Origin of the sequence: Paenibacillus durus, assembly GCF_000756615.1 — a bacterium.
Taxonomy (GTDB): Bacteria; Bacillota; Bacilli; order Paenibacillales; family Paenibacillaceae; genus Paenibacillus_AQ; species Paenibacillus_AQ durus.
In genome coordinates, this window is sequence record NZ_CP009288.1 from 2839374 (window position 1) to 2863476 (window position 24103).

At 54.1% G+C, this 24103-nt stretch carries 21 protein-coding genes; 16 read left to right on the forward strand and 5 right to left on the reverse strand.

Going from position 1 to position 24103, the window contains the following annotated elements; translation table 11 throughout:
• Positions 1 to 82 precede the first annotated feature (82 nt).
• Complete coding sequence (cax, locus tag PDUR_RS12105; protein ID WP_042206492.1) at positions 83 to 1153, reverse strand: calcium/proton exchanger; 1071 nt, start codon at positions 1151 to 1153, stop codon at positions 83 to 85.
• 147 nt (positions 1154 to 1300) lie between these two features.
• Here cax and PDUR_RS12110 point away from each other — a divergent pair, with 147 nt between their 5' ends.
• A complete protein-coding gene (locus tag PDUR_RS12110) occupies positions 1301 to 1666 on the forward strand; it encodes an Asp23/Gls24 family envelope stress response protein (RefSeq protein WP_025701447.1) in 366 nt (121 codons plus the stop codon).
• Positions 1667 to 1786: 120 nt separating this feature from the next.
• On the opposite strand, the gene ftsW is transcribed toward PDUR_RS12110, so the two are convergent.
• Complete coding sequence (ftsW, locus tag PDUR_RS12115) at positions 1787 to 3007, reverse strand: putative lipid II flippase FtsW (protein ID WP_042209308.1); 1221 nt, start codon at positions 3005 to 3007, stop codon at positions 1787 to 1789.
• A gap of 13 nt (positions 3008 to 3020) precedes the next feature.
• A complete protein-coding gene (locus PDUR_RS12120) occupies positions 3021 to 3368 on the reverse strand; it encodes a YugN family protein (RefSeq protein WP_042206493.1) in 348 nt (115 codons plus the stop codon).
• Positions 3369 to 3600: 232 nt separating this feature from the next.
• Between PDUR_RS12120 and PDUR_RS12125 the strand changes: the two genes are divergently transcribed.
• The 10 genes from PDUR_RS12125 to PDUR_RS12170 all read left to right on the forward strand — a co-directional run bounded on the left by PDUR_RS12125 (position 3601) and on the right by PDUR_RS12170 (position 13750).
• Positions 3601 to 4782, forward strand: a complete 1182-nt coding sequence (locus PDUR_RS12125; protein ID WP_407944299.1) for an amidohydrolase — start codon at positions 3601 to 3603, stop codon at positions 4780 to 4782.
• Between the two features lie 134 nt (positions 4783 to 4916).
• Complete coding sequence (locus PDUR_RS12130) at positions 4917 to 5330, forward strand: CBS domain-containing protein (protein ID WP_081949857.1); 414 nt, start codon at positions 4917 to 4919, stop codon at positions 5328 to 5330.
• Positions 5331 to 5429: 99 nt separating this feature from the next.
• On the forward strand, positions 5430 to 7151 hold the full coding sequence (locus PDUR_RS12135) for a DNA repair helicase XPB (protein WP_042206496.1): 1722 nt from the start codon (positions 5430 to 5432) through the stop codon (positions 7149 to 7151).
• Complete coding sequence (locus tag PDUR_RS12140) at positions 7151 to 9094, forward strand: helicase-associated domain-containing protein (RefSeq protein WP_042206497.1); 1944 nt, start codon at positions 7151 to 7153, stop codon at positions 9092 to 9094. Before PDUR_RS12135 ends, PDUR_RS12140 begins: the two co-directional genes overlap by 1 nt.
• 47 nt (positions 9095 to 9141) lie before the next feature.
• Positions 9142 to 9579, forward strand: a complete 438-nt coding sequence (locus PDUR_RS12145) for a YlbF/YmcA family competence regulator (RefSeq protein ID WP_042209309.1) — start codon at positions 9142 to 9144, stop codon at positions 9577 to 9579.
• A gap of 41 nt (positions 9580 to 9620) precedes the next feature.
• Positions 9621 to 9884 carry a YlbG family protein gene (locus tag PDUR_RS12150; protein ID WP_042209310.1) on the forward strand — a complete coding sequence of 88 codons (264 nt, stop codon included), beginning with the start codon at positions 9621 to 9623 and terminating at the stop codon, positions 9882 to 9884.
• 366 nt (positions 9885 to 10250) lie between these two features.
• Complete coding sequence (locus PDUR_RS12155; RefSeq protein ID WP_042206498.1) at positions 10251 to 11216, forward strand: GGDEF domain-containing protein; 966 nt, start codon at positions 10251 to 10253, stop codon at positions 11214 to 11216.
• A 95-nt stretch (positions 11217 to 11311) separates the two neighbouring features.
• On the forward strand, positions 11312 to 11749 hold the full coding sequence (locus tag PDUR_RS12160) for a hypothetical protein (protein ID WP_042206499.1): 438 nt from the start codon (positions 11312 to 11314) through the stop codon (positions 11747 to 11749).
• 103 nt (positions 11750 to 11852) lie between these two features.
• A complete protein-coding gene (locus PDUR_RS12165) occupies positions 11853 to 12749 on the forward strand; it encodes a selenium metabolism-associated LysR family transcriptional regulator (protein WP_042206500.1) in 897 nt (298 codons plus the stop codon).
• A gap of 131 nt (positions 12750 to 12880) precedes the next feature.
• Entirely contained in the window at positions 12881 to 13750 is an 870-nt protein-coding gene (locus PDUR_RS12170; RefSeq protein ID WP_042206501.1) for a PHP domain-containing protein, read from the forward strand.
• A 144-nt stretch (positions 13751 to 13894) separates the two neighbouring features.
• On the opposite strand, the gene PDUR_RS12175 is transcribed toward PDUR_RS12170, so the two are convergent.
• Complete coding sequence (locus PDUR_RS12175; RefSeq protein WP_042206502.1) at positions 13895 to 15742, reverse strand: Rqc2 family fibronectin-binding protein; 1848 nt, start codon at positions 15740 to 15742, stop codon at positions 13895 to 13897.
• Positions 15743 to 15934: 192 nt separating this feature from the next.
• Here PDUR_RS12175 and PDUR_RS12180 point away from each other — a divergent pair, with 192 nt between their 5' ends.
• From PDUR_RS12180 to PDUR_RS12200, 5 genes are all read left to right on the forward strand, one after another.
• Positions 15935 to 18775, forward strand: a complete 2841-nt coding sequence (locus PDUR_RS12180) for a calcium-translocating P-type ATPase, SERCA-type (RefSeq protein WP_042206503.1) — start codon at positions 15935 to 15937, stop codon at positions 18773 to 18775.
• 66 nt (positions 18776 to 18841) lie between these two features.
• Positions 18842 to 19678 carry a diaminopimelate epimerase gene (gene dapF, locus PDUR_RS12185; RefSeq protein WP_042206504.1) on the forward strand — a complete coding sequence of 279 codons (837 nt, stop codon included), beginning with the start codon at positions 18842 to 18844 and terminating at the stop codon, positions 19676 to 19678.
• A 178-nt stretch (positions 19679 to 19856) separates the two neighbouring features.
• A complete protein-coding gene (locus PDUR_RS12190; RefSeq protein WP_042206505.1) occupies positions 19857 to 21470 on the forward strand; it encodes a spore germination protein in 1614 nt (537 codons plus the stop codon).
• Positions 21463 to 22671, forward strand: a complete 1209-nt coding sequence (locus PDUR_RS12195) for a Ger(x)C family spore germination protein (RefSeq protein WP_052410199.1) — start codon at positions 21463 to 21465, stop codon at positions 22669 to 22671. The genes PDUR_RS12190 and PDUR_RS12195 overlap by 8 nt, the downstream gene beginning before the upstream one ends.
• A gap of 15 nt (positions 22672 to 22686) precedes the next feature.
• Positions 22687 to 23787, forward strand: coding sequence for a GerAB/ArcD/ProY family transporter (locus PDUR_RS12200; protein ID WP_042206507.1), 1101 nt, complete (start codon positions 22687 to 22689; stop codon positions 23785 to 23787).
• Here the strand turns inward: PDUR_RS12200 and PDUR_RS12205 are convergent.
• Positions 23760 to 24017, reverse strand: a complete 258-nt coding sequence (locus tag PDUR_RS12205) for a YczF family membrane protein (RefSeq protein ID WP_042206508.1) — start codon at positions 24015 to 24017, stop codon at positions 23760 to 23762. The genes PDUR_RS12200 and PDUR_RS12205 overlap by 28 nt on opposite strands.
• Positions 24018 to 24103 lie beyond the last annotated feature (86 nt).

Consider the following 24103-nt stretch of genomic DNA (forward strand, 5'->3'; position numbering starts at 1 on the left):
ACGGATCTTTTTCGTCATACAACCGGACAAACCCGTAATAACAAATCGCGCCTGGGATTCCAGGCGCGATTTTGGTTTGGACTTACACGAGGTAGAAGGAAACGCCGAGGATGATATATACGCCGAGGAGCAGCAGTCCTTCGTACCAGTTGGTCGCGCCGTCCTGGGTAATCGATCTGGCGATGAAGACCGCAACGGCGATCGCCACCAGCTCGATGGTGGTGAAGACAATATCCATGGTATTGCCGATAAAATAACTGGCGAAAATAAGCACAGGCGCCACGAACAGGGCAATTTGCAGACTGCTGCCGACCGCAATCTCCACAGCAGCGCCGATCTTGTTCTTCGTGGCGAGCAGAATGGCGGCGCTGTGCTCCGCAGCGTTACCAATAATCGCAACCAGGAACGCACCGACGAACAGCTCGCTGAGTCCAAAACGTTCAGTCAGGCTCTCCAGCGTGCCGACCAGCCATTCACTGACAAAAGCGACCATTACTGTAGCGAGAATCAGGTACAGAATCGATTGGCCCTTTGACCATAAGGGCTCATGCTCGTTCGGCAGCTCTTCCTCATTGTCTTCGGTAACGTCGTCCAAATATTGTTTATGCGTAATCATCGAGAAGAGCAGCCAGGCGATATAGGCTACGATCAGAACCCCGGCTACAACCAGGCTGAGCGTATCCGTCTCCCCTTCGGTTATCGAATGGGTAGTTAGAAACATGGCCGGAACGAACAAGGCGATAACGCCTACAATCATCAGCGAGCCGTTCATCCCGGCCAGTGTAACATTGAAATTCTGCACCTTGTACTTCAAGCCGCCCGCGAAGATGCTCAGTCCCAGCACAAGCAGCAGGTTGCCGATGATGGACCCGGTCAAACTTGCTTTTACCATGTCGAACAGCCCTTCTTTAACAAGGAAAAAAGCGATAATCAGTTCGGCGGCGTTGCCGAAGGTGGCGTTAAGAAAGCCTCCCAGCCGTTGACCGGCGTAATGGGCGACGCTTTCTGTGGCTCTGCCGAGAAATCCGGCTACGAATACTACGGCGATGGCGGACAGCACGAATTGAAGTGTATGATCCCACTTGGCGTAATGTCCGATGGCGCTAAGTACGAAGGTGATAACGAGCAGCGAAGGAGAAATCCATTTCTTCAAAGTAAAGCACACTCCAATCTTCTTTTTATGTACGTAACTCAATATACCCAAATTGTTCCGGTATGTAAACGAGCATGCATAACTCATTTGCATTTTAGCCTGTTTAGGAATTACAATAATTGATAATGAATGTAGGGGGGAAATGGCATGGCGGAACAACTTCAATTGGAAATGGGAAATATACGAATCTCTAATGACGTAGTCTCAAAAATTGCCGGTATGGCTGCCTTGGAGACTCCGGGAATCGCAGCCATGTCGGGAGGGTTGTCTGAGGGCTGGGCCAAGCGTCTTAGCGGTAAAAACGTGCAAAAAGGCGTAACCGTGGAAGTAGGGCAGCTGGAGGCGGCGGTAGATTTGCGGATTATCGTGCTGTACGAAACGCCGATTCATGAGGTATGCCGGATGCTGCAGCAGAACGTTCGCGAAGCGGTGGAGAGCATGACAGGCCTGCGCGTCGTCGAGGTGAACGTCAAGGTGGAAGGCGTTGCTTTCAAGAACGATGAAATTTCGTAAGCAGATCCTGTGAATGCGCGTGTTTTTCGTAAATAAGTTACTAAAAAAGGGTTTCTCCTTCGTACCATCAGGTATGAGGGAGAAACCCTTTGTTGTATACGCGGATGAATAACCGGGTGCCTAGCGGGAGACTGGACCGGTGATTCTGACCGATTTAGTATGCTCTTCTTTCATTGGACGGGCGTTCTCCCGCGAAATGTTAAGGATAATGCCCATCGACAGCATTGTGACCAGAAGCGAAGAGCCGCCGTAGCTGATAAATGGAAGCGTAACACCGGTCAGCGGTATGGTCTTTGTGACCCCGCCGATATTGACAAAGGCCTGAATCGCGATAAGTCCCATGACTCCGATGCCGATCAAGGTTCCGAAAGGGTCCTTGCACCTAAGCGCTACGAGAATGCCCCTCCAGATAAAATAGAGATAAACCAGCAGAAACAGAAGCGTACCGGCAAAGCCGAGCTCCTCGCCGATGACGGCGAATATAAAGTCGGTATACGGGTATGGCAGATAATGCAGCTTTTGCACGCCTTTGCCGATACCGGAACCGCCCAAGCCTCCCTGTCCAAGCGCAGTCAACGATTGAAGGATGTTAAATCCGGCGCCTTCAGGATCTTTGGACGGGTCGATAAACGCTTCGATCCTTCCTTTTCGGTAATCCTGATTGGCCTCCGCCTGCTTCGAATGGGGAGAGAGCGAGTCGATCACCATTTTTCCGCCCAGGACTAAACCAACACCCAGTACGAGCAGTACGATGGACCCCAGAATATGCTTGAGGCTTGCCCCTCCGGTAAAAATAACCAGCCCGCTTGTGGCGACGAGAATGAGGCAGGAGCCTAGATCGGGCTGGAGCATAATCAGTCCCGCGACGATGCCCACGATAACCATGACCGGAATATAACCTGTCCGCAGATCGCGCAGACGTTCGCCTTTTTTGGTAATCAGGGCGGCCAGATACAGGATAATCGATAATTTGGCAAGCTCCGTCGGCTGGATGCCGAGTCCGCCAATGCTCAGCCAACTGCTTGCCCCGTTGATCCCCTCGGTAGTAGCCACGAATAGAAGCAGAACCAGGGTGATTACGAACAGCGGCGCATACCACTTCTTGAACTTGCTATAATGAATATTCATGGCCGCAAACATGGCAACGGTTCCGAGCAGAACCCAAACGATCTGCTTTTTCACAAAATACAGCGGATCGTGACCGAATTTCTCGCTGACCAAAGTGAGGGCTGAACTTGAACTGAAGACCATAATGAGGCCGAATCCCACGAGCAGCAGCGTCAAGATTAATAGTTGAAAATCCGGTGTGCCCTTTCTTGGGCGATTGTTGTTTTCTTTCATTCCTTCATCCCATTCATGCCTCAAGTAGTGTTTTTAATTCAACGATCCGTTCTCCGGCAATGTCCAGCACAGACTGTGGAACGGTTGACTCGTATTCCAGACCGTGGGGAAAGGTTGCTTTGCCCAGGTAAACGGCTTCAATCGCAAGTACCGCGTCCGGCTTCTCCAGTTTGCCCTCGACTGCGCGGGTGTTGATCCGCAGAAAGTAATCCCCGCCCCCAGCAGCGTCTTCGATTTTGCAGTCATAGGTAGCCCGGTAATATTCCCACTGCCAGCGGATGAAACCAGCCTTTTCGGCGCTCTCGTCCAGATACTGAAGATTGCTTTGCAATCCTACAAGTCCCGTATTCTCAAAAATCATTGGCGTGCCAACCCCCTTATGAAATAAATCTAATAAAGGTATCCAGTGGCCCATAACCGTATTCTACCTCATGATATTATGTTTGACAGGGCTATGCAAGACTGCAAGCGGGATGGAATACCCCGTTTCTGCCATTTCTGATACAATAAAAGAATACTGCCGCTGCAACAGGAGACAGCCTTACGGGCGATTCTTCTTTTGGGGAGCGGATTAGGCGAAGGGAATGGATAATATGGAGCAAAAACCGATAGAAATGCTGCAGCAGGACATGGTAGAGTGGCGCCGTTATTTGCATCAGCATCCGGAGCTGTCGTACCAGGAACGGGAGACATCGGCTTTTGTGGCAGGGAAATTGGAAAGCTTCGGGATCGAAGTGAGGAGAAGCGAGTCCGGTTATGGCGTTATTGGAATATTAAAAGGCGCACAGCCGGGAAAGACGGTAGTCCTTCGGGCGGATATGGACGCTCTGCCAATCCAGGACGAGAAGGAATGCGACTATGCTTCAAAAAAATCCGGCGTGATGCATGCTTGCGGGCATGACGGGCACACCTCCATCCTGCTGGCTGCAGCGAGTTATTACAGCAGCCGCAGGAATGAACTGCGCGGTGAGGTACGGTTCCTGTTCCAGCCTGCGGAGGAGGTATGCCCAGGCGGAGCGCTTGGCATGATTAGTGAAGGGGTGCTGGAAGGAGCCGACGCCGTGTACGGCCTGCATCTGTGGACCACGCTGCCGGTTGGAACGGTGGCAAGCGCACCCGGTCCGCTGATGGCGTCGGCGGATGAATTCTTTATCGATATTATCGGCAAGGGAGGACATGCCGGCATGCCGCACCGGGCGATTGACAGCATTGCGGCGGGAGCGGCGCTTGTTACGCAGCTTCACAGCATTATCAGCCGCTTCGTCGACCCGCTGCAGCCGGCCGTACTAAGCGTAGGCACCATTCAGGGCGGATATGCGCAAAATGTCGTTGCGGAACGGTGCCGGATTACCGGAACGGTTCGGGCATACAATACCGAGACCCGGGAGCTGCTTAAACGCAGAGTCGAAGAAATGGTGGCATCCGTTCCCGCGGCCTACGGCGCGGAATCGAAGCTGGATTATTTAATGGGCTATCCGCCGCTTATTAATGATGAAGGTGAGGCGGCCCGCTTTTTCCGGGAAGCGCCTGCGGCACTGGGCAGTTCGGTACGGGTTGAACGGATCGAAAAGCAAATGCCTGCCGAGGATTTTGCCTATTATGTAAATGAGATTCCCGGCTGCTTCATGTTCGTAGGGGCTGGAAATCCCGAAAAGAACGCGTCATATCCGCATCATCACGCCAAATTCGATTTCGACGAGGAAGCGATGCTGTATGGAGTCAAGCTGCTGATCGCCATGACGGATTCCTGCCTGAACGAAGCGAAGGCCGAATAATTTTGCGGTAACAGGAGAACCTATTTGCGTAATACGGATGCGCCAATGCGTCTTCGCGCTTAAGCCGGCTGTCGGCTGTGTTATCCGTAAAGCGAAAGGAGGGTTCTTCATTGAAGAAAACAGTTCAGGAAGTTATGACCACTAACCCGGTTACGGTAACCCTGCAGGACAATATTTATGAAGCGGCCGTCAAAATGAGAGACAATGACACCGGATTTATTCCTGTCGTTGATTTCTCCGACGGCAATACGCTCATCGGCGTTGTTACCGACCGCGACCTTGTCATCCGTGGATATGCCGAGAAGCATTCGGGATCGACATCGGTGGAGAGAGTAATGACCACAGGAATCCGCTGCGCCTCGCAATCCACTTCAGTCGATGAAGCTGCCGAATTGATGGCTTCGCAGCAAATTCGCCGCCTGCCGGTTACGGACGGCAAGAAGCTGATTGGAGTCGTGTCTCTCGGCGATATGGCGGTGCGGGGTATTTTTGCGGACAATGCCGGATCCGCGTTGTCGGATATTTCCGAGCAGCATGGCCTGCACTAGAACTATTCTTATCTATAAGCTCATTCCCGGATTGCCGGGATGGGCTTTTTCCTGTTGCAGCGAAATTGAGAAGACAGGATTGGCAAGAAGGAGATGGATATGATTAATAAGGGTCCTTGTCTTGTGCGCAGAGACCGGACAGTGCTGCTGGATTGCAGCCACCCGGAGTTCGAACCGGCCCGGGACCGTCTGCCGATGTTCGCGGAGCTGGTCAAGAGTCCTCCGCTTTATCATACATACCGGATAACTCCGTTGTCGCTGTGGAACGCGGCCGCGCTGGGAGCCTCGGCAGACGGAATTACGGAATGCCTTGGACAGTTGTCCGGGCACGGGCTGCCTTCCGGACTTGCGGAAGAGATGAAGCTGCTGATGTCCAGATATGGGAGACTTACTCTACATTCGGCAGATGGAGCGGAGAGGCTGCTGCTGCGCGGCGACAGCGTAGAGCTTCTGAATGAGCCGGAGGTGGGAACGGCTGCGGCAGCCTGCGGATTTCAAAGAACAGGTCCGCTTGAAATGACCGGAAACGCCGCGCACCGGGGAATGCTGAAGCAGGAGCTGGCGCGGGCCGGGTACCCGGTACTGGACAGCGCCGGTTACCATCAGGGCGAAGCGCTGGATATCAGCTGGAAGAAAGCCGATGACTCTTTTGCGCTGAGGGATTACCAGCGGGAAGCGGCTGAACGGTTCGAGACTTTCTGCGGCAGCGGGATTATCGTTCTGCCCTGCGGCGCGGGCAAGACAATCGTTGGTCTGGCCGTGCTGGAGGCTTCAAGATGCGAGACGCTGATCCTTACGTCCAATGCGACCTCGGTTCGACAATGGACCGAGGAGCTGAAGATGCGGAGCAATCTGGCTCCCGAATCCGTCGGTGAATATACCGGCGAACGGCGGCAAGTACGGCCGGTTACGGTCGCCACCTATCAAATGCTGACGCACCGCGTTGCCAAAGGTGACGGGTTCAAGCATATGGGGCTCTTCAACGAACGGAATTGGGGGCTGATCATCTATGATGAAGTGCATCTGCTCCCTGCTCCGGTCTTTCGGGCAACAGCCGAAATTCAGGCTACCCGCCGGCTTGGCCTTACCGCTACCCTGGTCAGGGAAGACGGGAGGGAGGGAGATGTTTTTTCCCTGATCGGTCCAAAAATCTATGACTGCCCTTGGAAGACGCTGGAGCGCCGGGGCTGGATCGCCGCCGTACAGTGTCTGGAGGTTCCGGTGCCGATGGAACCGGAGCTGAAGAAGCGGTATCTGTACGGGACGGCAAAAGAGAAGTTTCGTCTAGCTTCAGTCAATCCCGCCAAAACTGAAATGGCGGCGAAGATCATCAAGGCGCACAAGGGAGCGTCCATACTTGTCATCGGCCAGTATCTTGACCAGCTTGCAGAGCTTGCCGCAATCTTGGAAGCGCCGGTCATTACCGGCAAGACACCGCAGCAGGAGCGGGTTAAATTGTACAATGCATTCAATGAAGGCGTTGTGCCGGTGCTGATCGTATCCAAGGTTGCCAATTTTGCGGTCAATCTTCCGGATGCTTCGGTTGCCATCGAGGTGTCGGGAGCGTACGGCTCCCGGCAGGAAGAAGCGCAGCGGCTGGGCCGGGTGCTGCGCCCGAAACGGGGAGACAACCGGGCATACTTCTATACGCTGGTAACAGAAGACAGCAGAGAGCAGGAGTTCGCGCTTCGCCGGCGGCTGTTTTTGACGGAGCAGGGCTACGGGTATACCGTGATGCCTAAGTTCGGCGAAGAATCAGAGATGGAATTCGAAGACCCGAAATGCGGGAATCCGCGCGGTGAGGAGGCTTCAGGATCATAATGACGAGGAATGACCGAGGAACCAGCGATATAAATGCGGAGCTTCAGAGGCTGTCCGGCGATGCATGCAAAGTGCTGAAACGAATCTGCGCGGCGCATGCTGACCATCCGTTTCAGGAAGGGAAGGAAGATTCGCTTCGTCCGTTTGATATGACCCGTGCCGAATTCAGATTGGCGCTTTCGGAGCTTTGGAGAGAAGGGTGGCTCGTTGCGGTACGGAAAATTGAGGGTTCGCGACTGTTCTTTATTCCGTCTGGAAGATGGGAGGCTGCGCAGAATCACTTTTTTCCTATAGCGCCTTCAGCCTTGAATTCAGACGGGATTCATCTGTCTGCCCAGGCGGGCTCTGGGCTTACGGGAGAACTGTTCCGCGCACTGCTGTTTACAGCGGAGGAAGGACTGCCTCTGACCGCCAAAGGGGCCGTCCATAAAAAATTTGTTAACTTACTCGCTGCTATGCTTCAGCTGAACGAAGGGCAATTGCAGAAGATGGGCCTCCGCTCGCCGTATCCGGACGATTATCCTCTTCCTGCCATCCTGGCTATTGATCTGCTGCTTCATCTGGGGCTGCTTGAGCGGAGTCAGCAGGCTTTTTCGCTTGCGGTCCCCACGGTGGAGAATTGGTTGTGTCTTGATGACAGCGAGATGTTTACGCTGCTTCTGAATGCAGTCTCCCGGCGATACGGCCGCCGGACGGCCGCCGACCGGCATTTCCGCTGTCTGATCGCTCGCCCGGAATATATTCCGGGCCAATGGTATTCGCTGAAGGATACGATCGGCTGGATGGAGGCTCAAGGGCTGTCAGCGCCCGGGGATAGAGCCTCGCTTATGAAGGCATCCGTTGCATGGCTGAACGGCCTTGCCGGATTTGGCTGGTGCGAAGTCGGCGTTACGGCCGGCGAAAGTCCTTGCTTCCGCTGGACTTCCGTGAAGCCGCCGGCGGAGAAGCCTGTAAGGAAGGATGGTCAGGCTGCGGAGCGGATTATTGTACAGCCGGATCTTGAGGTGCTCGTCCCGGAGGATACGCCTTATAGGCTTCGCTGGAGTCTGGCATGTTTCGCTGAGCTGGTTCAGTGCGATTGCATGTGGAGCTTCAGACTGACCAGGGAACGGCTGGAGCGGGCATCCGGTAGAGGGATGTCGCCGCAGGAGATCATAACCTGGCTGGATAGATGCGCAAAGAACGGTCTGCCTGGCGAGGTCAGAGCCGTTCTCGGCCAATGGAGCCGCGACATCGGCCGTACGTCGCTTGCAGAGACGCTGGTGCTCTCCTGCAGAAACGAGCAGGATGCCGATTTGATTGCCGGGCATCCCAGGCTGCAGGGCAGCCTTGAAAGGCTCGGCCCCCGCCATTTCGGGGTGAACCGTGACCAGGCTAACCTGGTCCGCAAGGAGCTCGCTTCAGCCGGTATGGCTCCGCTGGAAGGGCGGCCCAGCCGAAGCGATGAAGCGCCGAGCGATAGCGGATTATTCCGTCTAAGCAGCCCTCCATCTGCAGAGAGCGAGACTCAATTTGCGCTGCCATCCGATCCAGCCGCAGGGCTGTGGTATGGCGATGATTATGCTTCCGCCCTGCCGCCGGAGATGCCGCCAATGCTTGCGTCACCCAAGGAGTTATGGCCGGATTCGGCGGATGTCCCGTCCATGTGGATCAAAGACAGGCGCCGATACCATGCTTCAACTGCCCGTCTGATCATGGAACAGGCAATGAAATGGGGGACGAAGGTAAGGCTGACTATGGAAGAACGGACATGCGAATTTATTCCCTCCCGCATTTTGCCGGGGGCGTGGAAGGTATCCGGATATTTGCTCGGCCAATCCGGCGAGACTTCGCAGGAACGGGAGCTTTCCGAGGAGGATTGGGACAAGATTCAGCTCGTTGTTCCTTCATTTCCCGCCGTCCCCCCTTCTGCTCCGGGCGGCGGTTGTGGTATGATGAGATAGTCCACCGAAATAGTGGAACACTCATTACGGAAGTCGAGATGAAATTCATGAGCGTAGCGGAATATAATACGGTCGATATGGCCGAAGTGCTGACGAACGCCTATGAATTGGGCGATATGATTAATCAATCCGCTGAAGTGGCGGATTATTTATACTGGAAGGAGCGGGTTGCCGCCAATTCCGATATCCAGAACCTGATCAGAAAGCTCGGAACCAAGAAAGAACTGTTCGAGGAAACCCAGCGTTTCGGCCACTTCCATCCGAATTATCATACTGCCAAGGAAGAGGTTGCGGCGGTGGAGGCCGAACTGGATCTATTCGAGGAGGTTGCCCGCTTCAAGCTGGCGGAGAAGGCGCTGGACGATATGCTCCATTCCATGTCGGAGACGATTGCCTTTGCGGTTTCGGACAGCATCAAGGTTCCCGGCAATGATCCTTTGCCTAAAGGTGGCTGCGGCAGCGGAGGCAAATGCTCCTGCGGCTGATCCGCCGAAAGGAAGCCCCATACAGAAAGGCGGAAGAGCGCATGATTGCGGAACGCACAGGTTATATCATTTGGGTCAGCGATGTAAAAGCCGCGCGCAATTTGGAGAAATACGGCACCCTGCATTACATTTCACGGAAAATGCATTACGCGGTCATGTACGTAAATACGGATCGTGCAGAGGAAATTATGAAGAACGTGCGCAGACTGTCTTACGTTCGCAAGATTGAGCGTTCGTTCCGGAATGAGCTGAAGACGGAGTACTCCGGCAGCGAACCGGACAAGACCCGCTATTACGGATTATAAGTCATAGCATCTCGCCCGGCGGACAGAACCTGTTCGCGTTACCCCTTTAGTTAAAACGGAAGAAGTCCGCCTCCCGGACCTCTTCCGTTTTTTGTATTTTTTAAAACTGGACCTAGTTCTTAATAATCAGCTTACCCGAATTATTCTTTGGGAAAATATTCCCTGACTTTACTGGCAGTTAATAGTATAGTCCTATTATAAAATAATAAAGTGATTGGACGAAGCGGATATCAGCTGCGAATTGGCGGCGAAGACGGAGCATGCGCTACGATAATCCTGATTGTGAATAGCCCAATATTCTACGGGAAGCGCCCCTTCTGTACAGGATCGGTCAGCCGCTTCTTCCTTGGAAAGGAGCCTAGGTTGATGCAGAATAAAGTTGGAGAAATAAGCCAGGCAATTCCGAGCATCGCTCCCGGCACCCGATGTGAACGCGTAGATCGGATTTTCAAAGAAAATCCCGCGCTTCACGGGGTGGCAGTAACGGAGAATGATTACCCGATCGCTCTAATTATGAGAGTGAGATTTTACCAGAGAATCGGGACCTTATATGGCTACACGCTGTATATGGAAAGACCCGTACAGCTCATTATGGACCCTGATCCATTGGTGGTTGATTATGAATGTCCTATTACCGATGTCAGCAGGCTGGCGATGGGACGTGACAAAGAGAAGCTGTACGATGATGTGGTGGTCACTTGCGGCAGCCAGCTGTACGGCGCGGTCAGCGTCAGGGATTTGCTGCTTCATTTTGCCGAAATTCAAGCCGAGACAGCGAGTTTCATGAATCCACTTACCGGACTTCCCGGAAATGTGAGCATTAGTGAATGGTTGAAGGGATCGCTAACACAGGAGCACTACAGCGTGCTTTATTTTGACCTCGACAATTTCAAGGCTTATAACGATACCTATGGGTTCAAGGAAGGGGACCGGCTGCTTCAGTGGACGGCAGAGCTTATAAAAAACGGCATGACTCCCTCAGGAGGACTTGTCGGACATATTGGAGGAGACGATTTTATCGTCGTTCTGGATCACCATCAATATGGAGAATGCTGCCGGTCGGTTCTGCGCGCGTTCGATGAGACGATCAGGGGCTTCTACTCCGAGGCGCATTTTATGAGACAGTCTGTACTGGCCGAGAACCGCTCTGGTACATTGGAAGAAATCCCGCTCGTGTCGCTATCGGCTGCCATTGTAACTAACCGTTTTCGCAGTTTCAATTCAATAGAAGAGATCGCTGCTGAAGCGGCAAGCCTGAAAAAAAGATGCAAGCTGCACAAGGGCAGCTGTCTGATCGACGACAGTCATTTGGAGCCCCGGGCTTATGTATAGCCCCTAAGGTTCAAACTTGTATATCCCGCTCCTATGGTGGTAAGATGTCATCAATACATGCGCGCCAAGACCCTTTATGGTGGAGTGTGATAACTATGCGCGATAATAAGACTGGGAGCTGGGGCGTTCACGAGCCGTTCTATGTTATGCTGAATGAGTACAGAATCGCCGACCTTGTAATCACAGCCCATGCAAGAAGCCGGTATGAGGGACGGGGCCAAAGCGACGGACAGCCCGGCAAAGATGCCGCTTACTGGCTGTGGCAGTGTCTCAAGCAAAAAAGGGTGCGTGCGTATTCTCCGGCAGAGCCGGAAATGTATGTGGTTGATAATGATCTTGTGATGGCGGCGCGCATTGTGGAAATTCCGGACGAGTCCGATCTTTACGGAAATCCGCTCTACAAGCTGATCGTCGTTTCGTTTCTGGGAAAAATGTCTGAAAATATAGACCTTAGGGATCTTAAGACTTATTATGCCCGGCAGCAAAATTCACGGCGGGTAACCCTCATGCAGAGCGGCCGAAAGAGGCGATAACAGGAAGTAAACCATAAGGCGAAGAGGCATGCGGCTGGGCCGCATGCCTTTTTGAAATCGGGCTCGTGAACATAAGTCTTAGCGATAATAGGAGTGTACGAGCATGAATTTTCACCAGCTGCACATTTTTTACACGGTATCCGAAAAAGGAAGTTTCTCCGCTGCGGCGCAGGCGCTGCATATGACGCAACCGGCTGTGACGATGCAGGTTCAGGCGCTGGAGGACTATTTCGGGACGAAGCTGTTCAACCGTTCTACCAAGAAAATTATGCTCTCCGACGCGGGTAGGACGCTGCTTCCGTTTGCGCTGCGCAGCATTGAGCTGATGCGGCAGACCGATCAGGCGATGGCGGCCTATACTCATATGCTCGAAGGGCGGCTGCTGCTCGGGTCAAGCCTGACAATTGGGGAATACGTGCTGCCCCGGCTGCTGGCGCCTTTTGGCAAGGCGTATCCGAATATTTCCGTGATGCTGAAGATCATGAACACGACGCAAATCATGGAGGAAATCACGAAGCATCAGCTTAATTTCGGACTGATTGAAGCGGAGGTCACCCACCCGGACATGGTGATCGAGCCGGTGATGGAGGATGAGCTGAAGCTGATTGTGCCCGAAGGCCATGACCTTGCCGAGAGAAGCGAAGTGCTGCTTGAGGAGGCTCTGAGGTTTCCGTTCGTGCTGCGCGAGCAGGGGTCCGGGACACGCCGCGTGATGGAAGAGCAGCTTCTGTCCAAGGGGATGGATCTGGACGAATTGCAGGTTGTCATGGAGCTTGGGAGTACGGGGGCTGTCAAATCGGCGGTGGAGGCGGGGCTCGGAATAACGATGCTGTCTCCCTCTACGGTTAGACATGAAGTCGCCTTGGGGCTGCTGAAGATCATAAATATCACGGACGCTTCGTTCAAGCGGCAGTTTTACGCGATTCATCAAAAATCGACGCTGCTCCCGATTCACGCGGTTACGTTTCTGACTTTTCTGCGGCAGCATGCAGAGGACTAGGAAGTACGTGTCGAAATAACGAAATTTTGGGGGAGAGTGGATGACGGTTTTTTTGGCGGGAAAAAAGGTTGTTCTGCGCGAGGAGTGGGATGGGATGAAGAGTTTAGGATGAAGGGAGAGAAATAAGCGAAATGGAAAAAGAACGATGGGATGCCAAAGCCGAGCCTGCCGGGCGCTGCGACCTGCATACGCATACCCTTGCGTCCGACGGCATGCAGCCTCCGGCTGAAAATGTGCGTCTGGCCAAGGAGAAGGGCCTGGCTGCGGTCGCCGTTACGGATCATGATACGGTAGCAGGGATAGCCGAAGCGCTGGCGGCCGGAGAACAGTACGGAATTACGGTCGTTCCCGGCGTTGAGATCAGCACTCGCGCCGGCGGCAAAGACATCCACATTCTTGGATATTACGTCGATTATCGGGATGAGCAGTTCCTAAGGCGGCTGGCCGCATTGCAGGAGACCCGCGCCGCGAGGAACGAAGCCATCATCGAACGGCTGCGGGGACTGGGCATCGAAATTACGATGGAGGCGGTCATTCGCGGTATTGGGCGGGAGCTGAAGCCGGATGAGAGCGTCGGCAGGCCGCATTTCGCGGACGAGCTGGTGCGTCTTGGAGCAGCAATCGATATGCGCGACGCGTTCAATAAGTATCTGGCCGAGGGAGCTGCGGCCTTTGTGTCGCCGCCGCGCATCTCCCCCGAAGAAGCTTGCGTCTGGATCGCCGAAGCGAAAGGGAAGGCGGTGCTCGCGCATCCCGGGATCTACGGCGACGATGAATTGGTGCGCGGCATTCTTGAGGGCGGGGGGTTCACCGGCGTCGAGGCTTATCATTCCGATCACGGCCCCGCTGATGTAGAGCGCTACCTTGAAATGGCGCGGGAGTACGGCCTGCTCGTTACGGGCGGCTCGGATTTTCATGGCGCCAGGGGCGGCGTGATTTTTCACGGCGATCTCGGCAGCGTAACGGTTGGAGCGGAAGTGCTGGAACGGCTGAAAGATTAGAGAGGTATCTTAGTATCGGCCTAACACGCGAAAAAAGAAGCTTTCACCAAACGGTATGGGCGTTCGGTGAAAGCTTCTTTAATGATGTCCGCGAACGAACAACAGCTCATTTGGTTGTTCAATTGTGCGCATTCCAGATTGACCTCAGCTCTTCAGCGTGCTGGGAAGGCGCTTGATCATTTCCTCATCCGGCGTGACGAACAGGGTCCGCTGATGGTCATAAATGACAAAGCCGGGCTTTGAGCCGCTTGGCTTGCGCACATGCCTGATCAGGGTGCAGTCCACCGGCACGCTGCTGGACTGCTTGGCCTGACTGAAGTACGCTGCTAACTGAGCAGCTTCATTAAGGGTCGCGTCTCCGAAATTCTCGCCCCGTATCACGACATGCGAGCCGGGAATATCCTTCGTATGAAGCCAAGTATCATTGGAACCGGCAAGGCGGTTCGTCAGGTACTCATTTTGCAGATTGTTCTTGCCTACATAAATCTCCAGGTTTTCCGAGGAAGTAAACACCTGAAGCCTCGGGCGGGCGGGCTTTTTCTTCTTTTTGCCCTTTTTACTGCGGTCGCGCAGATACCCGCCGGCGACAAGCTCATCCCGGATTTCCTCGATGTCGTTCAGGGAGGCGTGATCCAACTGCTGAAGCAGGCTCTCCATATAGCGGATTTCCTCATGCGTCTTCTCAAGCTGCTCTTCAATGACCGTCAGGCTGTTTTTGTATTTATTGTATTTTTTAAAATAGCGCTGTGCGTTGTCTGACGGCGTAAGCAGCGGATCAAGCGGGATAACGACCTCAGACTGGTCCTCATCGTAATAATTGACCAGGCGCGCCTCCTTGTCTCCCTTGGACAAGGTGTGGAGCGACGCGAACAGCAGCTCGCCGCTGACCCGGTACTGCTCGGCGTCGCTGGCTTCCTCAAGGTCCGCCTTAAGATTGGCCAGCTTCTTGATATTTTTGCTCCGTTCGTTCGTCAGGAAGCGGATCAAGTCGCTTACCTTCTGCTTGACCGTATCACGCTCGCCTTTATCGCCGAAATAGTCCTCCATACAGCGGCTGATGGTGTCATAATGCTTCGTCTTGCCGCTTAGCAGCATTAGCGGGACCGCCGAGAAGACGAGTTTGCCCTTGGCATTCGTGCCGGTTACCGGATCGAACCGGTTCTCTCTGACCGGCGCCATGACGGTTTCGAAGGCGTCAGCGAGCTTGCCGCCTTGGTTCGCGTCCTCTGAAGTTACCCCGGATTCTCCGGCGCTTGGGCCTTCCTTCGCGCGCAGCGCGATTTCCTGCGCAATCAGCGGACTGATGCCGCTGAAGGTGTCAACGATCCAGGCAATGGGATCTTGGGAGGGCGGCTTTCGGTTGCTTTTTTTCGGATTCTCCGCATCCGTTCCCGCATCCGCCTCATGATCTTGCTCTGCCGCTGTGGTCTCAGCAGCGTTGTACAACTGCAAGAAACCGTTCCGCGAAACGTCCAGCGGATTATGCTTGTTCTGCTCTGGCGGCTGCGTGTAAGCAAAGCCGGGCATGACGATCCGGTAGCTGCTGATCGCGGGCGTAACATGATGAATGCCGTCGATAATCGTACCGGCGACGGCGTCGGTCAGGATGATATTGCTGTGACGTCCCATCAGCTCGATGATAATCTTTTTGGCGGACACATCTCCCAGCTCATCCCTTTGCCGGATATTGATGTGAATAATCCGTTCCATCCCCACTTGGGTAATAGCCTCGATGACGCCCCCCTCGCAGTGCTTGCGCATCAGCATACAGAACATCGGAGCCTCCGGCGGGTTCAGGGTGCTTCTTTCCGTAAAATGCAGGCGCGGATAGGTCGGATTGGCCGATAAGAGCAGCTTGCCGCCTCCGCCCGCGCCTCTCAGTGTAAATACAAGGTCGTGATCACCGGGCTGGTATATTTTACTGATCCGCTGTCCAATGCAAGCCTGAAGCTCGGCCGTAATGGCGCGGGTCACGATGCCGTCTAGTGCCATGATTCGAATTCTCCTGTCGCTGGTAAAATTTCTTTCCTCTCTATGATGCCATACTTTTGCCGCCTTGCGCAAAACGAAGAGGATAAGCCCGGGTGATAATTCGGGACGACCCCGAATACATTGGTCATGAACGGGTGGAAAAGCACAACGCCGCCGGAAGTCAAGAAACGACCGGGAGGGGAATGGAGAGTCATGGAACAAAAAAGTTGGCACCGGCTCGGCAGCGAGGAACTGCAGAAGACATTCGCGGTTTCACCGCAGCGGGGCCTTGACGATGAGGAGGCTGAAGCAAGACGCCAGGAGAAGGGGCTTAACGAGCTGTCGGAGGGGGAAAAAATATCCCCGCTGACGCTGCTGCTCAATCAATTCAAGGATTTCATGGTCCTGGTGCTTATGGGGGCGACGCTTGTATCGGGGCTGCTGGGCGAATATCTGGATGCGATCACGATTGTCGCTATCATCGCCCTGAACGGTGTGCTCGGGTTCGTGCAAGAGTTTCGCGCGGAGCGCTCGCTGCGGGCTCTCAAGCAGCTGTCCGCGCCTTCGGCAAAAGTGCTGCGGGGTGGAACCGTGCAGCACATCCCGGCGAAGCAGCTCGTTCCCGGCGACATCGTGCAGCTTGAGAGCGGCGACCGGGTCCCCGCCGATGTACGCTGGCTGACATGCAGCGCCTTGTACTGCGAGGAGTCGGCATTGACCGGGGAATCGCTGCCGGTCTCCAAGCACTCGGAGCCGATACATGCGGAGGAAGTTCCGCTGGGCGATCAGAAGAACATCGGCTTCATGGGCACGATGGTTACCCGAGGAACGGGCAAAGCGATGGTGGTCCGTACCGGCATGGATACAGAAATGGGCAAAATCGCTAATCTGATCCAGAGCACCGACACTCAGGAAACACCCCTGCAGCGCCGGCTGGAGCAGCTTGGTAAAATTCTGATCTACGTCTCGCTCGCTCTGACCGTAGTGGTCGTGCTTGCCGGGATTCTACATGGCCAGCCTGCGGTTTCGATGTTTCTGGCAGGGGTCAGCCTTGCGGTCGCTGCGATTCCCGAAGGACTGCCCGCGATCGTCACCATCGCGCTTGCACTCGGTGTGCAGCGGATGATCAAGCGCAAGGCGATTGTGCGCAAGCTGCCCTCGGTAGAGACACTGGGCTGCGCGTCCGTGATCTGTTCCGACAAGACCGGAACGCTGACGCAGAATAAGATGACGGTAACCCATGTGTGGAGCGGAGGGCGCAGCTTTGATGTTACTGGCGAAGGATATACGCCAAGCGGGACAATTCTCGACAAGGGAAAGCCTGCGGATCTAAAACACAATCAAAGCCTGCGGAGATTGCTCCAAATTGGAGCGTTATGCAACAATGCGGAGATTTACGAGACAGTTCCTGCTGATACGAGGACCAAACGTAAAGATAAAGGCAAGGGGAAGGGCGGCGAAGTAGAGACGGCGCCGTCCACAGCCAAGATCTGGGAGCTCAAAGGCGACCCGACAGAGGGGGCGCTTGTGGCGCTGTCCGCGAAGATGGGACTGACCGCCTCGGCGCTTGCCGTAACCTTCACCAGAGACAAGGAGTTTCCGTTCGATTCCGAACGCAAGCTGATGTCGGTGACCCTGACCCATCCCGGCGGCCGCATGGTGTGCACGAAGGGCGCGCCGGACGTGCTGCTGAGCCGCTGTTCATATATGCTGTGGGAGGGCCAGGTTGTGCCCTGCACGCCGACTCTGCGGCAAAAAGCGCTGGAAGCGAACGAAGCGATGGCTTCGGACGCCCTCCGGGTGCTCGGTCTGGCTTACCGGGAGCTGCGGTCTAATGAGCAAGCTAATTCAGAGAAGGATGCCGAAAGCCAGCTGGTCTTCGCCGGGCTTGCCGGCATGATCGATCCGCCGCGCCGGGAGGTGCGGGATGCGATCAGCGTCACCCGGCGGGCAGGCATCAAGACGGTGATGATCACCGGCGATCACGGCACCACCGCCGAGGCGATTGCGGGTCAGCTCGGCATCCTCCAGCGAGGGGGCAAGGTGCTGACAGGCAGTCAGCTGTTGCGGATGGACGACGATGCGCTCGATAAATTGTCGGACAGTGTCAGCGTCTACGCCCGCGTGTCGCCCGAGCACAAGCTGCGCATCGTAAAGTCGCTGCAGCGTAACGGCCATGTCGTCGCCATGACGGGCGACGGAGTCAACGACGCCCCGGCCATCAAGGCGGCGGACATCGGCATTGCCATGGGCATTACGGGAACAGATGTAAGTAAGGAAGCCTCGGCGCTCATCTTAGGAGACGATAATTTCTCGACCATTGTAGCTGCGATAGAGGAAGGCCGGAGCATCTATGAGAATATCCGCAAATTCATCCGGTATTTGCTCGCTTCGAATGTCGGCGAGATTCTGACCATGTTCTTTGCGATGATGCTCGGTCTGCCGCTCCCGCTTGTGCCCATCCAGATTTTGTGGGTCAATCTGGTCACGGACGGCCTGCCCGCCATGGCACTTGGCGTAGACCAGCCCGAGAAGGATTTGATGGAACACAAGCCGCGCGGCGCCAAAGAGAATATCTTCGCCCGCCGGCTCGGCTGGAAGATCGTCAGCCGCGGCATTCTGATCGGGCTGTGCACGCTGGCCGCCTTCTGGCTGACGCTTCGTGTTGCCCCGGAAGATCCGGCCCGGCTGGTCAGAGCACAGTCGGTAGCGTTCGCCACGCTCGTTATGGCCCAGCTGTTCCATGTATTCGACTGCCGGAGCTCACGCTCCGTGTTCCACCGGAACCCGTTCCAGAATAAATATCTTGTGCTTGCGGTACTCTCGTCCGTGCTGCTGATGCTGGCGGTTATGTACATTCCGGTGATGCAGCCGATCTTCAAGACGATCCCTCTGGGCTTCCGGGACTGGTCGCTGTGTCTGGTCGCCGCCGGAATACCTACCTTCCTGATGGGCGCAGGCAGCGTCTGGAGCGGGAAGCGGAACCGGAAGCGCAGCCGCGGCGGCAGCGCCGGCGGACAGACGGTGCTGAAAAGTACAAAAATTTCGGCATAAAATTAATAGCTTTGTCTCCCTCCTTGCGGTATGCTTGTTGCAATTAATCGAAGGAGTGGACGAAGCATGGAATTTACCAAAATGCATGGACTCGGCAACGACTTCATTGTCGTATTCGGAGAGAAGTCACTGCCGGACAACGCGTCTGATCTGGCCGTTAAATTATGCAATCGGTTCTTCGGCATCGGAGCAGACGGACTTGTATATATTTTACCCTCGGAACGCGGGGACTACATGATGCGGATTATCAATTCCGACGGATCTGAAGCGGAGCAGTGCGGCAACGCCATCCGCTGTGTATCGAAATACGTCTATGACCATGGGTATGTACAGTCGGAGCAAATCGTCATTGAAACGATAGGTGCGGGTGAACAGAAAGTAAAGCTGCAGGTGAAGAACGGAAAGGTTGAGACGGTAACTGTCGATATGGGCGAGCCCGTACTGGCGGGCCCCAAAATTCCCGTAAACATTGACGCCGAGCCGGTGCTGGGACAGCCAATTGAGGCGGATGGGCAGGAATTCATTTTTACTGCTGTGTCGATGGGCAATCCGCACTGCGTTATCTACGTTGACGACGCTGTTAACTTCGATCTGGCGACCTGGGGGCCTAAGCTGGAAGTTCACCCTCTCTTCCCTCGAAAAGTAAACGTCGAATTCGCCACCGTGAAAAACCGCGGATGGATCGACATGCGCGTATGGGAACGGGGAGCCGGACCTACGCTGGCTTGCGGAACGGGCGCCTGCGCCACGCTTGTATCTTCCGTGCTTAATGGAGTGAGTGACCGTGCGGCATGGGTAAGCCTAAAGGGCGGCGATCTGTACATTGAATGGAATGAAGAAGACAATCATGTGTATATGACAGGCCCGGCTGAAGCGGTTTATACGGGTTCCGTGTCCTTGTAAGGGATAGAAAATTCCTGCGAAGAACCATTCATTTATTAGGTCAATCGGCAGCTTGCCGGTTGGCCTTTTTGCCGTTTTATGACACCTGCCGAAGCCATGTGCTCCTCCTTCCATGCGAATAACAAACGCGGAAGCCGTAAATAATGGAAAAAAGAAGTTGGAATTGAGGCGAGTGCGGATGAAAAAAAACGGACCAAACAGTCAGAACGAATCTGCCGGGGCTTCGGGTAATCCAGCGGCCGGAACCGGTAACCAGGCAGTCCTTACCATTTCGGACAATCTTGCTGAGACGCTGGAAAATATGAAGCGTGAGCTTGGGTCAAGTCCCGATCTGAAGATCCGGAAGTTTCGGATCGGTTCGGCCGAACCGTTCTGGGCGGCAGCCGTTTATATGGACGGAATGGTCAACACGGCGGCTGTCGATGAATTCGTCCTGGAAGCTTTGATGGAAAATCCCGAAGATGCGGCCGAGGAGGTGCCCCGGGAACCGCAGGACAGGCTTGGGCTCGTCCTAGCGAGAGGGCTGGAGCTTGGCGAAATTGCAATTAGAGACAATTGGGATGACATGATGCTCTCTCTTCTTTCGGGCAACACTATCATTCTGCTCGATGGCTGCAGTAAGGCTATTGAGGGTGGTACCAAAGGGGGAGCGTGGCGAACCGTCAGCGAGCCTTCCTCCCAGATTGTGATCCGGGGGCCGAAAGATTCTTTTATCGAGTCGATCATTACAAATATTGCTCTAATCCGAAGACGGATCAAATCGCCGAAGCTTTGGGTTGAATTTATGAAATTTGGCACTGTGACGAATACGGACGTTGCCCTTTTATATATGAAAGACAGGGCGGAAGCGAAAGTCCTTGATCAAGTAAAAATGCGCCTGAGCAAGATCGACATTGAAGCGGTTCTGGAATCCAGTTATATCGAGCAGCTTATTCAGGACAAAGTATTCACCCCGTTCCCGACGGTATTTAATACGGAGCGTCCTGATGTCGCGGCGGCCAATTTACTGGAAGGAAGAATTGTATTAATCGTAGACGGTACGCCATTTGTGCTTATCGTGCCGACGGTATTGGCCCAGTTTCTTCAATCGACCGATGATTACAGCCTGCGGTTTGACATTGCCACGCTCATGCGCTTGGTGCGCTATGTCAGCTTGATTATTCTGCTACTGGGGCCCTCGGTTTTTATTGCGTTGACTACCTTCCACTATGAAATGGTACCGACGCCTATGCTGATCAGCCTGCTGGCCCAGCGGGAGAATGTCCCTTTTCCGGCTGCGATCGAAGCGATCATTATGGAGGCCGCATTTGAAATTTTGAGAGAGGCCGGCATCCGGATGCCGAGAGCGGTGGGACAGACCGTTTCGGTGGTCGGCGCCTTGATTCTAGGCACGGCCGTAGTGGAAGCCGGCATTATTACGCCGGTCATGGTCATTGTGGTCGCGCTGACCGGTATCGCAAGCTTTGCCATTCCATCCTACAATCTAGCCGTCGCGGGCCGGATCGTCCGCTTCGGATTTATGATCGCTGCGTCGATGTTCGGGTTCTATGGCATTACGCTGGGACTGATCGTATTGATTGCCCATCTCAACAGCCTGCAATCTTTTGGTACTCCCTATTTAGCCCCGTTCAGTCCGTTTTCTGTGAGAGGCCAAAAGGATACGATCGTGAGAGTGCCCATGTTCTTGGTTAATCTCAGGCCGAATAAGCTTGGACATATGAACGATAACGATAAATCAGGTAAGGACAAAGGAACATCCGATTCAGGGAAGGATGGGCAGACCGGTGCTTAAACTATGGAAGCTGCTGGTGGTGTCGGGGCTTCTTCTTTTTGTGGCCGGCTGCTGGGACAGCATTGAACTGAACAAGAGAGCTATAGTATCTGGCGTATCTATCGATAAGGGGCCGTCGAAGGAGAAAAAATACAGCGTGTCCTTCCAGGTCGTTGTAGCGGATGAAATAACCGGGAAAAACAGCAGGGGGAACGCCCCTGTCGCTCTATACAAAGGAAGCGGCCGGTCCATTTATGAGGCGCTCGGCAACGCTTCACGCCAATCCCCGCGAATTCTCTCTCTGGGCCATTCAAAGGTGATCATCATATCCGAAGAGCTCGCCCGTGAAGGGATTCGGGATCTCATGGATCTTTTTGAACGGGAATCCGAAATGCGGCTGAGCACCCTGGTCTTTGTGTCCAGAGGACAGCGAGCGGAAGACATTCTTTCCGTAATGACGGTATTCGGCAAAATCCCTGCCAACGACCTTGTTCAGAAGCTGGAAACGGGAAACCGCTCCTTCGGTTACAATTTCCGAATTGAGGTGGATGATGTAATCCGCGGGATATTGGCGAAACAGGCAGGGGCGATTATCAACGGCGTGCTTGTCAAGGGCGATCTGGAAGCGGGGGAAACGAAGGGGAATGTGGAGGGCATCAAGCCAAAGGCCATTCTGAAAAACGCAGGTCTTGCCGTATTCAAGCAGGATAAACTGATGGCATTCCAAGATGGCATAGAAGGAATGGGCCTGAGCCTGATCCACAACAAGCTGACTGAATATCCGTTATTTCTTGACTTTGGGAATAATGAATCTGCCACCTTTAGTATGTTCAAGGTGCATACCTCGGTCAGGGCTATTGCGAAAGATCCGGAGCATCCGGATATCTACATCAGCGTAATGCAGCAAGCCGCTTTGAAAGAATACAACGGTGCACTGGATATTTCCAAGTCTTCCGTACTAAGAAACTGGGAAAAGCTTCTGAGTGAGGAAACCAGGAAGGAAATCGATGCCGCCGTCAAAGTGGCCATGCGCCTAAACATCGATTATATCCGGTTCAATGAGAGCGTGGAGCGGAATAACCCCAAAGGCTATAAAAGGGTCAAGGACCGCTGGGATATCATCTTTCCGCGGTGTAAAGTGCACATCAAGGTCAACACCCTTGTCCGTCATACCGAGATGAGGACCCGTTCCTTGCGATCGTCGGAAGAGAGAGAGGAATAGGAATGGAGGGATTTCATGCGTGATATCAGAATTGGCCCTGTACATTTTTTTTCTCTGGTTCTCATGTTTGAGCTGGGGACGGCGCTAGTGGTCAATGTTGGAATGGAAGCTGGTAGAGACGCCTGGATTGCCATCTTCCTGGGCTGTTTGGTGGGCATGCTCATCTATACCGGTTACAATTATCTGTTCAAGCTGTATCCGGACCTGCCGTTATCCGGCTATGCACGAGCGATTCTCGGCAAACCGCTTGGGGCGGTCGTGGTCATTCTTTATGCGGTTATCTTCTTGAATGGAGCCGGCCGCGATTTGCGCGATGGCAGCGCTCTATTGGTCATGGCCTCCTTGAACCGAACGCCGATCCTGATCGTTGCTGCGATGATGATTTTGTCCTGCGGATACGTGCTGCATAAGGGACTTGAGGTGCTGGCCCGGACCTCGTTTATTATTATGATTTTTGTGCTGATGATCGGCGGGATTATTACGCTGCTAATGCTTTTTTCCGGGGAAATGGAATGGCCGCGCATTCTGCCTATGCTGGGGGATGGAATCAAACCGGTGGCCCTTTCGGTGATCCGTTCGAATTATATGTTTCCGTTCGGCGAAGTCTTCTGTTTTATGATGCTGATGCCTTATATCGGCGACAAAAAAAGAGCGGTTTGGGTTGTCCCTTCCGCAATCCTGGCAGCCGGTTTGATTATCAGCTACACGGCGCTCGTCAATATTACTGTACTGGGCAGCGACATGGTGGAGCGTTCTCCGTTTCCCCTGCTATCCACCGTAAGTAAAGCGGCATTGTCCGATTTTATTCAGCGATTGGACGTTTTGGTGGTAATGCTGCTGATTATCGGCGTCTTTTTTAAAGTAGCCGTTTACTACGGTGCAGCGGTGATCGCCATCTCGGACCTGTTCAATCTCCCTTACCGGACGTTGATTATTCCCTCGGCGATTATTATTTTATTCTCCGGCATGCTGGATTCGCGAAGCTTTGTGGAACATCTGGAGGAAGGCGGGGAGATGCTTACCTTCGTATATCCCGTCTTTACGATTGTCATTCCGGCCGTCCTGATTATTGTCGCCGCATTCAGGAATTATCGTTCGAGTTCCCGAGCGGGCTGACGTCCGGTAATCCAATGGATAAGATCCGGAATAAGGAAGCTTGCGGCAAGGGTAATCATCAGTAGTTTTTCGGCTTGGGTGGTAATAGTGAACGGGAACATGATGTTAACATTGGTAATACCGTACCCGAAGATCCAGTCCGCAAAGTACAATAGCAGAATGGTGAGTGTGCCACACAGAACCACCGCGGCATATTTCTTCAGCAGCATCTTTCTTATCTGTTTCTTCACGGGTTTCAGCTCCTTTGCCTTATACAATAGTATGGGGCGGTAAGCCGCCCGTCATGCGCCCCGCGCTCGAATCTTGCAGATGCTTC